The following is an 11,251-nucleotide window of genomic DNA, read 5'->3' on the forward strand; positions in this document are numbered from 1 at the left end:
TGGCTCAACTGCTTACCCGGTCAAGGTTTTATCCTATTTTACCTCTTGCAAGTCTACCCCCTTGACAATTTGCACTTTTTCTTAACTTGTCACAAATGGATAACCAAACACTGTTATCCAATCTAGCCAATTATCGGAAGTTATTAAAAAAATATCGTTCATGGGCTGTTTTAATGTAAAAAGAGGTAGATTGTGATTTTTCGTTAGGTGGGGGCGGGTTTATGAGATTGTCGGTTTTAGGCAATTATTGTCGGTGAACCCGCCCCTACAATATTGTGATTTTTCGTTGGGTGGGGGCGGGTTTATGAGATTGTCGGTTTTAGGCAATTATTGTTGGTGAACCCGCCCCTACAATATTGTGATTTTTCGTTTGGTGGGGGCGGGTTTATGAGATTGTTAGTTTTAGGCAATTATTGTTGGTGAACCCGCCCCTACAATATCTGGAATTATATGATACCTAATCGCTCAATATTTTACCCGATCGCGCTCAAGTGCGATCGAAAATATTGCCGGTACAACTCGCACCTCGGCACGCACTCGTTTCCCTGCAACTTTACCAACCCCAAACTGTCCAACTTGAACGCCTGAATCGCCTTTAATTGCACCCCAGAATCCGCCGCCGCAATCTCTCTCATCCCCGCAGCTAACTCTGGATATTCTTCTAAATTCCACAGTTGGCGGCGCAAGTGATCGCTGTAAATTCCCGCATCGGCGATCGCACTTTCTTTTAATTCATCAATAGTCAAATCACCTCGCGAAATGTGATATAGTGCAACTCGTACTAAATACGGATGACCGCCGACTATTGCCGTAAGTTGCTCAACTTCGGCATCTGACCAATGCAAATTGTGCCGCGCTGCTAAGTCTTGGATTTGCCCAGCGTTGAATTCGGGCAAGTCTACGGGTAAGCCGACGTTGAAGGGTGATTGATTGATGTTCATCGGGATGTAAACTTCGGTGGAATGTACTACAATTAATCGCAGTTTTTTCCAGATATCCCGCCGCTTCGATTCTTCGTGCCACGCCCGCAGCAGTCCTAAAAAGTCTTCGGCTATGTCGGGATATTGGAAAACGCGATCGATCTCGTCTAATCCTAAAATTAGAGGACTGTCGATTTGGGGTAAGATGTATTTCTCAAAGTAATCTTTGCAGTTGACTTTGCTGCCAAAAATATCATCCCAATAATCGTCTAGTTGATTGGCTAAGTGCAATTCGCGTCCGACGTAAGCGCAAAACCATTTTAAGAATTTATCTAAGTTGGCGAATACACTTTTATCTACTAACTGAAAAGTTAGTGGCACTGTACAATAACCTTGACGGGTTCCGTGATGCAAAATTCTTGCCATCAAGGATGTTTTGCCCATTTGTCTCGGCGCTTTAATTCTAATTAACGCGCTGGGCTGCAAAATAGTTTGATAGCAACGTTCTTCGATGGGCGGGCGTTCTACATAAAATTGAGAAGCGACATCGACTTGTCCTCCGGGTAATTCCGGTTCGGCGCTGGGTAGAGGTATTTCGTCGCTGCTAATTTCTAATACTTGGTTTGGTGTTAAATCTTCCGGTTGTTCTTTGACTGGTGCGGGAGTTTCTGCTAGCAATTTCAACACTTCTTCGATCAGAATTGGAGTGTCGCCGTCCTTTTGCCATTCCCTCTGTTCGATTCGGTACAGATAGCCCCGCAAATCGTGGTTTAGAGGCACGTTTAAGGGAAAACCGACGCGAATCGGTAAAATTATTGGTTTCTTGTCAGGGCGAGAGTCTTGCAGTTCTTTGGCTTGCTGGACTTGATATGTTAGCAGTTCGCTTTGGCTGACTGTTGGCGGCAATAGCAATAGCAAATAATCGCATTCTTTGAGGAAGTAGTTTATGCGATCGAACCAATTATCTCCCAATCTAATGTTATTTTCGGCTGTGAAGACTGTATGACCGATCGCACTTAAGGCCGTTTCTAACTGTTTTCCCAATTCGCGATCGGGTTCGGCGCTGCGATAACTCACAAATACTTTAACACTTCTGTTGCTGCGGGCTGTTTCCCTTGCCGCGGGCAAATTGTCCGACTCAGCGACATCTTCGGCATCGTCTAGTTTAGCCGATCGATGGTCGCCATTTGTCAGAGTCAGCTCAAACGCCGCGAACAACTGTCGCAGTTTGCTGAGATCCGCACCTTCTCTACCCTGCTTAATTTTGCTGACAGTATCCGCGCCAACGCCCGACTCGGCCTCGATTTCCGTCAGAGTACCTCTAATGTTATATCGGTCAGACCATTCTTGGAGCGCCTCATTAAGTTTCTTTAAGCCAGGGGCTGTGAGAATTCGACCGCGATCGCGTTTTGACTTGAGCACTTCTGTTGCACTGAAATGGGAAAGAATCTAGGAACTTTAACGCCTTAAGTTCCTATTTTAAGCGATTTTAAGGGAGATAGTCAGCCCGCCGGAATTTAAGGAATTTTACTTGTAGAGGGTTTTTAGGCGATCGACTTTCTCAAACTCTGTCCTGATAACGGCTTCAACCTGTGAATATATTTGAAAAGAAAAAAAAATCTTAACTCCCCAATCTCCCCTGCGAGCAACCACTGATTTTTTTTAGAGTAGATACATCAAGGAAAACCCAGGAGCATCACCATGAACAAAATTCTACACCGATTGGCAATGGCCGCCTTAGGAACTGCTTCAATTGTGACAATTAATACACTTAATAATTTAACAGAAGCATCGGCCGCTGGTAAATTTGACCAACCGCAAATTCATCAGAATACCATTTTTCCAATTCCTGTCCCCCATCAGTTGCATAAATAGCATAAATCCATTTATTTCATTCAGGAGAATTTATGAAGTCTACACTTTGCTCGCCACAATCTACCACTACAGAATCTAACTCCGTTGATGCTGATGCGATCGATGCCTGCACTGCATTAGCGTGGGTTGAATTGGTAGCCTTAGATAACAGCGCTCTCACGGGTGATGATTGGCTGGTGCTGTGCGATGATATTGATAGCGGGGAAATCTACCGCGGCTGGTTTCTGTGGCACGATCGCGAAGTTAGCGGTAATTGGGAAGCTTACGACCATTTGAACGATCGCCGATTTGTTGCCAAAAGCCAAGTTTTTGCCAAAAGTGCGATCGACTGCATCGAAGATGCGAGAAATCGCGCGATCGCACAACTAGAATTTGTACTCTAACACAAATACAACTCGTGCCGAGCCAACAATAATTCTGGGAATTATATTCCCGACTGAATGAACTTTCCGATCTACGCAAGACGAGAATAAACAGGTTTAATATAACCGGATGCAAGATAATTCCCGGAAACCAAATATTCTCAAAAATAATAATAAAAATTACGGGTGCATTCGTATGTAGTTGCGCTTCAGCGCTCTTTTAAAGCGCAACTACGTACCTTTTATAACTCTGGTATGTAGTTGCGCTTCAGCGCTCTTTCTTATTATATATGTAAGGACTGAGAATTAAATATAGCCTTTATCAAAAAGATGAGGTACGATTGACAGGTTACATAACCAGTTCCACTAAGAGGGCCCAAGCCCAACAACGTCCGCAAATCTTTTTGAGAATCGCTATAACTTACAGTTTGATGGTTCGTGGGATGGGCCACCCGAGCCCATCCCACAAATTTGTGTAAATTATTTAATTTCCGATCCTAAGAGCGCTGAAGCGCAACTACGTACCTATTACTCTTTTCGCTCGATAACCACAGTCAAATGAGCGACAACTGCCCCAACTGTTGCCAATACAGCAGCAATTGGAAAGACTACACTCCCTGCAACGCCACCTACCAATCCCGCCATCAGCGGAATGTCTGCTAAAATCCGCCCTTCTGAGTTTTTGATCACGAGGCGGCGGAGTTTTCCTTGCTCAATTAATTCTTTGACTTTACCAATTAAACTGTCGGCGCTAATCTTAAATTCTTCCACTCTAACTTTTTCCTCTGTTACGAACTCTGAGGTGAATAAAGGAGTTTCAACTGTTGGGTTGGCTGAATTTCCGGAGGCGGCTGTTTCGTCTTGGAGGATTGTTACTTGTTGTTCTAGTTGTTGTGAGTTCATTTTGTGTAGGGCGGGCGAACACCAGCCGTTTAATTTCTATACTTCTATCTTGTGCGATCGCACTTCGCACCGACAGGCAAGAAAACCCTACAAGCTACATTCGTACTTTCCGCCCCCGCCTTTTGGCCCAAAACATTATCTCTGTTGACAGTTGACAGTTGACAGTTGACAGTTGACAGTTGGCAGTTGGCAGTTGGCAGTTGGCAGTTGGCAGTTGGCAGTTGACCAATTACCAATTACCCATGACCAATGACTACTGACTACTGACCAATGACCAATGACCAATGACCAATGACGGGAGCATCTCAGTTTTGATGTTTTGATTTTATAGTGCGAGCGTCCCCGCGAGCGATTATAGATCGCGAGCGGGGACGCTCGCACTGTAAAGAAATTGCTTTTTTGCAAAAGTGAGATGCTCTCCCAATGACTAATTACCAATGACCAATGACTAATGACTAATGACTACTGACTAACTTATTTGTGTCGAATTAGTTCGTAAATTTCCACATAGTCTTTAGCTGGATATTTCCACGAATTATCGCAATTCATCCCTTGAATCATGAGTTTTTCAAAGTCATCATGGTAGTCATACCACAATCCGATCGCCCGATCGAGCGCCGACTCTAAAGCGCAGTAGTCCGTTTGGTGAAATACGTAGCCGTTGCGCTCTTCCGGTAAGTGGTTGGTGTCGTAATCGCGATCGAACACCGTATTCACCAAACCGCCCACACCCCGCACCACAGGCACTGTGCCGTACCGCAACCCGATCATCTGAGTCAGCCCGCAGGGTTCGTAATTGCTCGGCACCACAATCATATCCGCACCCGCGTAAATTAAGTGCGACAGTTCCTCATTAAAACCAAGTTCCAAATGGCAGTCTGGATTGTCATTTAAAACCCATTTTTCGTGCTGGAAATGCGCGTTAATTCCCGCTTCCGTTGCCGAACCCAAAAGCACGAATTGCGCGCCTTTGCTCAGACAGTAATAAATGGCGTGGTGGACGAGGTGAACGCCTTTTTGGTCGTCCAAACGACCGATAAAGGTAATCAGAGGCTTGTCAGCATCGCGCATTAACAGCCGATCGCGCAAAGCGGTTTTAGTTTCAGCTTTTCCTGCCAAATCATCCGCAGTGTAGTGTTGCGGAATATAGCGATCGCTCTCGGGATTCCACACATCGTAATCGATGCCGTTGAGCACCCCGCGAAACTTGTCTTGATATATATGCAAAGTATGTCCCAAACCGTAGCCGAACTCGCCGACGTGAGCTTCCCAAGCGTGATGCGGCGAAACCGTGGTGACAAAATTCGAGTACACAATGCCGCCTTTCATAAAATTGATGGCAAAAGGGTTAAAATTATCTCGCAGGCGATCGTACTGAAAATAATAATCATCTCGATTCAAACCCGTTGCTTGCAACACCTCGCTTCCGCCCATACCTTGATGTTTGAAATTGTGAATGGTATAGCAGACTCGCTGATTTTCCATCCAATTGTATTTGTAAATTTCAAACAGCATGACTGGAATCAAGCCAGTTTGCCAGTCGTGACAGTGAATCACATCCGGGCGCTTGTTGCTTCTGAGCAAAAATTCTAAAGCAGCTTTGCTAAAAAATGCAAACCGCATATTGTCATCGTTGCAACCGTAATAACAGCCGCGGTTAAAAAAGTTATCTTGCGATCGAGGTTCGATGAAAAAACACAACACCCCGTGCACCCAGCCGCAGTACACATCGCAAAGGATTTCGCCGCCGTACCAGGGCACCGCCAAATCCCGATAGGCATCGTGCAGCCCCCAAATGTGGTCGTACCTCATGCAGTCATACTTGGGCAGAATAATCTCGACGGCGTTACCGGAATTCTGCAACTCCCGACTCAACCCATAAACTACGTCGCCCAAACCCCCTGCTTTGATGACGGGGGCGCACTCTGAGGCAATTTGTACGATGTACATTTTTTTTGCTTACTCCTGGATCAATCAAAAAATATTTTCTTAACTTGACAAAGTATATGATTTCTCAGCAAATAAGCAAGTCGCTCGTTAGACATAAAAGGGCGATCGCGCTTTCGACTAGCAGAATTCGGGGCTGTTGCCCACAAACGCAGAGAAGACAAAGGACGCATACGCGGCACAGCCTCAAAAATCGACACTTACCTTATTCGATGGCATTTGTCAACTAAATATTTCAAAAATTTTTGTGGAATTTTCGCGAAAATTTCTCGCAGGATGCTGATAACTGATTATCAGACAACACTTGTTTGGCTACCAAACATCAACTCAGCGATTCTATTGTGGAAACTCAACCCGCAAATGCCGTGTCTAGCATTCATCCAGAGACTCTTCAGGAGGCCCTCGCCGATGTCCGAAACCAAGGATGAAAAAAACAATTTAAGCCAACAACTGCAACAGCTAGTTGCTGAAGCTTGTTCGCATCCGCCCAAAAGCTTGATGCGGCGGCAAAAACTCAGCGAGATAGTGAGGCTGATTGTGAAATCTGGCAAACTTTGGCAAGAAGCGACGCCTCATTATAACGATGCTTTGCAGCAAACTTGGGTGTATTTTTGTCGCAATGTTTGTGTTTGCAAAGACAATACCACAAACAAACCTTACGATCCGAATCTGGGCAGCGTCATTACTTGGCTAGACAAATATCTCAAGATGCGGCTGAAAGACTTCTCAATCTCACAAATAGAACACCAAAATAGAGTTATTTCGCCGTCAATTTCCGAAGATTCAGAAGCAATTAACATTATTTATAATGTCGAAAATCCGCCGACTCATTCTGACAGTCCGCTAGTTATCCTAGAAGAGACTAAAAAATGGGTGCTGGCAGATCCCGAGGGAGAGTTAAAAAGCGTTCACATCAAAAAACGTCCCGATGTCACTTGCCAAATCTTAATTTTGAAGCGTCTTCCTCCGGAGACTTGCTGGGAAAAAATTGGTCTTGAATTTAACTTGCCACCGTCAACTGCGCCCAACTTTTATAAAAGAGAATGTTTGCCCCGCTTGCGAAATTTTGCCAAAAAGCAAGGATATCTGGAATAACAGTTGACAGTTGACAGTTGACAGTTGACAGTTGACAGTTGACAGTTGACAGTTGACAGTTGATAGTTGATAGTTGACAGTTGACAGTTGACAGTTGACAGTTGACAGTTGATAGTTGATAGTTGATAGTTAATAGCGATGTTTGTTAGACTAAAAGTAAAATGTCGCTCTTCAAAAAGCCTAAAAATACGGGGAGTAACAACCCTTACTATTGGGTAATTGGTAATTTCTAATAGTTGCTATAGCGGTTCTCAAAAAAGTGAGGTATGCACCATGCCCTATGCCCTATGCCCTATGCCCTATGCCCTATGCCCTATGCCCTATGCACGTCGGGTACCTCATATGAGAGCTCGAAAGGCTATATCTGTAATTGACTTACCTGAGAAAGGCTAGAGAAAAGTCTGTTTTTGAATTTTCATCCTAAAACTATAGTTCAAAGAGGAAAATCCCGATGAATGGCAACCTTAACAATATCAGGCAATCATCTATTCCACTGCCCATTACCACCGCAGCGCTGCGGCTGGCAGAGAAATTTTCAAATATTAAAGGATTGATCACACCAGAAAAAAGAGGCCAAGTTTATTTCAACACTTTAGCTGTATGTGCAGTGAAAGATTACATGGAAATGATGGATATTCCTACAGATTTGAAAGCCAGCGACAGTTGGAACCCTGTTATGCGCCTTTGCACCGATGCAGCAGATTTGAAATTAACTCAATTTGGCTATTTGGAATGCCGCCCTGTGAAGTCTGGCAAGTTTTGTGACATTCCGCTGGAAATACCTGACGATCGCATTGGTTTAGTAGCAGTTGAAATCGATACACAGCGGCAAGAAGCTACTTTGCTGGGATTTATGGCAACTGCAAGTGCTGGCGAGTTGGCGATCGACAAATTACAAAGTTTTGAAAAATTGCTGCTACATTTGGATAGTCTGAAACGCAGCAAAAAAGCTGTACAACTCAGTCAGTGGCTGCACAATATTTTCGAGGCCAGTTGGCAGTCTGTAGCAGAAGTTTTAGCGCCGCCAGAACCTAGTTTAGCTTTTCGTTACGGTAGCGCAGTCGTGCGGGCTAAGACGATCCATCTGACACCAGATATCTCGGAACCAGTATCAACAACCCTCAACTATTTTCGGGGAAAACCTAATTTAGATAGGGGTGTAGGAGTACCCGCCGAATCTGTAGCTTTGCTGGTGGCGATCGCACCAACGACTGATACTGATATTAATATTAAAGTACAGGTGCATCCGATCGCCGGTGCGGACAGCTTGCCGCTCAACCTGACTCTGAAACTCATCGACGGCGAAGGAACGACTGTCATGGAAGCTTGTGCCGTCAAAAAAGACAACGGCTGCATGACACTGGAATTTGCTGCCGATCGCGGAGAATGTTTCAGCGTTGTGGTAAAACTGAAAGAAGTCTGTATTGCAGAGAATTTTGTCGCTTAAATCGGCCCGCTGGTTATAAGCTGTTCAGCATTAAAATTGAACCTTTACCAGGAAGTTGGCTTGGGGAATCAAAAATCTCAGTGTATCAAAAACCTGAGAGTGTCAACCATGGAAAAATTAGTTGTCTTAAAGCTAGATGATAACTTGACAAAAGGCGTGCGAGCTACTCTGGAAATCGGCCCGGAAGGAGAACGGGCCACAGTAGAAATCCAAGGTTTCCTGCCTCCAAAACTAGAAATAGCTGACAACTACGATCGCTGGCAGTCAGTCTACCGCAGTTTGGGAGATTTCCGCATTAAGCCGATCGCAATTACCATTAGCGAATCTCGTACAGCACAGTTGTCCAAGTGTCGCGAGTTGGCGGAACAATTAAGCCTGCAAATCAATAGCTGGCTTGACTCTGAACCGTTTCGTAAACTCAAAGACACATTACTCGTACAATTAAACCCATCGGATACAGTTCGATTTTTAATCAAAACTGATGATATCGTTTTGCGGCGTTTACCGTGGTACTGTTGGAATATTTTCAATGGGTATCCGAAAGCCGAAATTGCCTTGAGCGCCACAGCTTATAAAAAAATACCGATTTCAGATCCCCCTAAATCCCCCTTAAGAAGGGGGACTTTGAGTGAATTCTCCCCCCTTTTTAAGGGGGGCTGGGGGGGATCTCCGATTTCAGATCCCCCTAAATCCCCCTTAAGAAGGGGGACTTTGAGTGAATTCTCCCCCCTTTTTAAGGGGGGCTGGGGGGGATCTGCGGATTTGGAAAAATACCCTGCAAATCGCGTAAAGATTTTAGCAATATTGGGTAACAGTGAAAATATTAATATTGAACAAGACTGCAAACTTTTGGAAGGATTGCCATCAGCAGAAGTTACTTTTTTGGTCGAACCAAATCGCAGAAAAATCTGTCAAGAACTTTGGGAAAACAACTGGGATATCTTATTTTTTGCCGGACACAGTGACAGCGACGCATCCGGGCGATCGGGAAAATTTTATATCAATAAAACCGAGAGTTTAACAGTAGAAGAGCTGAAACAAGGCTTCAAGCTAGCGGTTAACCGTGGCTTGCAGTTGGCTATTTTGAATTCTTGCGATGGATTGGGCATAGCGCGGCAGTTTGAAGATTTGGGCATCCCGCAAACGATCGTAATGCGAGAACCTGTATGCGATCGAGTTGCCCAAGATTTTTTAAAGTATTTTCTCGCCTCTTTTTGCAGCGGGGAATCTTTGTATGTGTCAGTGCGCCTCGCGAGGCAAAGATTGGCAGAATGCGAGTCAGAAATTCCCGCTGCGGATTGGCTGCCGGTAATTTGTCAAAATCCTGCTGCCAATCCGCCGACTTGGCAAGAGTTGGCAAATAAACCAGCACCTTTTCCTTGGAGGCGGCGCTTACAAATCGGGCTGTTGGCGATCGCAATTAGTGCTGTTTCTGTCACGGGAATGCGATCGCTGGGCTGGCTGCAAATATGGGAATTGCAAGCTTTTGACCAATTGATGCGCCTGCGTCCCGCCGAAAGCTCGGATTCGCGTTTGTTGCTGGTGGAAGCAACGGAAACGGATATCGAAAAATACGGCTTTCCGCTGCCGGATGGGACGATCGCCCAAGCAGTAGCAAATTTAGCACAATATCGGCCGCAAACGATTGCCCTGGATATCTTTCGCCCTCGCCCCTCCGGAGTCGGTTATGCAGCATTGGCTGCTAGCTTTCAGAGCGATCGAAGTTTAATTGGTTTGTGCAGCGTCAAAGAAAGCGGCAAACCGAACAAATGCGGCATCAAACCGCCACCTGCACTGCCAAAAGAGCGCCTCGGGTTCAGCGATGTGGTGGCTGATGCCGACGGCATTCTCCGCCGCCACTTGCTGTTTATGCAGCCGCAGACAACCGATCTTTGTGCTACAGAACACTCTTTGAGCATGAGGGCTGCGCTCCATTACCTAGCAGCAAAAGGCATCACACCAGAAACTTTGTCAGGAGATAAGATAGGGCTGGGAAAGGCAGTTTTTGCACCAATTCACGGCAGTACAGGCGCTTATCAAAACCTGGACAATCGCGGCTTTCAAATTATGCTAAATTATCGATCGCCCCGAACTTTTATTCAGCGAGTTAGCCTGACAGAACTGTTAGAAGGAAAAGTTAGTCCCAATTTGATTAAAGACCGAATTATTTTTATAGGTGTGACGGCGCCCATTTCCAATCCCGATGATTTTTTTACACCCTACAGCGCGCGAGAAATACCTTACCAGAAAATGCCGGGGGTGTTACTTCAAGCGCAAATGTCGAGTCAAATTATCAGTGCTGCTTTGGATGGGCGCCCGCTGCTACAAATTGTGCCTGTGTGGCAGGAAATGCTGTGGATTTTGGGCGGCGCAGCAGTTGGTAGCGCGATCGCGATTGTCAGCCGGCGCAGGCTGTTTGCGGTGTTGCGGGCGATCGCTTTTGCGGGGATTTTGGTCGGAATTTGCTGGTTTTTGCTAATCCAGGGTTGGTGGGTGCCTTTGGTACCGTCGGTTGTGGCAATGCTGGGGGCGTGTGGTATTGCGATCGTTTGTAAGCGAATCTAGTACCATCTCAGGGTTAAATAGGTACGTTGTTGCGCTTGAGCGCTCTTAATATATATAAGATCGGAGCGCTGAAGCGCAACTACATACCTTTGTTTTAGAAGGTGACATTATTTATTCAATAGACTTGTATTGCCACA

The 11,251-nt window shown here is 45.4% G+C and carries 9 protein-coding genes; 5 read left to right on the forward strand and 4 right to left on the reverse strand.

All coding sequences use genetic code 11. The features are described 5' to 3' along the window. Positions 1–473: 473 nt before the first annotated feature. Positions 474–2,342: an AAA-like domain-containing protein gene (locus JGK11_RS30765; RefSeq protein ID WP_293214218.1), complete on the reverse strand. Its 1,869-nt coding sequence runs from the start codon at positions 2,340–2,342 to the stop codon at positions 474–476. 279 nt (positions 2,343–2,621) lie between these two features. Between JGK11_RS30765 and JGK11_RS30770 the strand changes: the two genes are divergently transcribed. Together JGK11_RS30770 and JGK11_RS30775 are read left to right on the forward strand one after the other, a co-directional pair. After that, positions 2,622–2,795 carry a hypothetical protein gene (locus tag JGK11_RS30770; protein ID WP_293185671.1) on the forward strand — a complete coding sequence of 58 codons (174 nt, stop codon included), beginning with the start codon at positions 2,622–2,624 and terminating at the stop codon, positions 2,793–2,795. Positions 2,796–2,827: 32 nt separating this feature from the next. Continuing rightward, a complete protein-coding gene (locus JGK11_RS30775) occupies positions 2,828–3,178 on the forward strand; it encodes a hypothetical protein (protein WP_293185672.1) in 351 nt (116 codons plus the stop codon). Between the two features lie 507 nt (positions 3,179–3,685). Here JGK11_RS30775 and JGK11_RS30780 read toward each other — a convergent pair. The 3 genes from JGK11_RS30780 to glgA all read right to left on the reverse strand — a co-directional run bounded on the left by JGK11_RS30780 (position 3,686) and on the right by glgA (position 6,010). After that, complete coding sequence (locus JGK11_RS30780; RefSeq protein WP_293185674.1) at positions 3,686–4,060, reverse strand: DUF4342 domain-containing protein; 375 nt, start codon at positions 4,058–4,060, stop codon at positions 3,686–3,688. Between the two features lie 44 nt (positions 4,061–4,104). Further along, the gene (locus tag JGK11_RS30785; protein ID WP_293185676.1) at positions 4,105–4,296 is read right to left on the reverse strand and encodes a hypothetical protein; all 192 of its coding nucleotides are present in this window, start codon (positions 4,294–4,296) and stop codon (positions 4,105–4,107) included. Between the two features lie 238 nt (positions 4,297–4,534). Next, positions 4,535–6,010, reverse strand: a complete 1,476-nt coding sequence (glgA, locus tag JGK11_RS30790; protein ID WP_293198513.1) for a glycogen synthase GlgA — start codon at positions 6,008–6,010, stop codon at positions 4,535–4,537. 405 nt (positions 6,011–6,415) lie between these two features. On the opposite strand from glgA, the gene JGK11_RS30795 reads away from it, so the two are divergent. The 3 genes from JGK11_RS30795 (at position 6,416) to JGK11_RS30805 (ending at position 11,114) form a co-directional block, all read left to right on the forward strand. Beyond that, on the forward strand, positions 6,416–7,102 hold the full coding sequence (locus JGK11_RS30795) for a sigma-70 family RNA polymerase sigma factor (protein ID WP_293185680.1): 687 nt from the start codon (positions 6,416–6,418) through the stop codon (positions 7,100–7,102). A gap of 451 nt (positions 7,103–7,553) precedes the next feature. After that, positions 7,554–8,549: a DUF1822 family protein gene (locus JGK11_RS30800; RefSeq protein ID WP_293214221.1), complete on the forward strand. Its 996-nt coding sequence runs from the start codon at positions 7,554–7,556 to the stop codon at positions 8,547–8,549. 108 nt (positions 8,550–8,657) lie between these two features. Next, complete coding sequence (locus tag JGK11_RS30805) at positions 8,658–11,114, forward strand: CHASE2 domain-containing protein (RefSeq protein WP_293214224.1); 2,457 nt, start codon at positions 8,658–8,660, stop codon at positions 11,112–11,114. Positions 11,115–11,251 lie beyond the last annotated feature (137 nt).

This window comes from Microcoleus sp. PH2017_34_RAT_O_A (assembly GCF_020737885.1).
In the GTDB taxonomy this organism is placed as follows: Bacteria; Cyanobacteriota; Cyanobacteriia; order Cyanobacteriales; family Microcoleaceae; genus Microcoleus.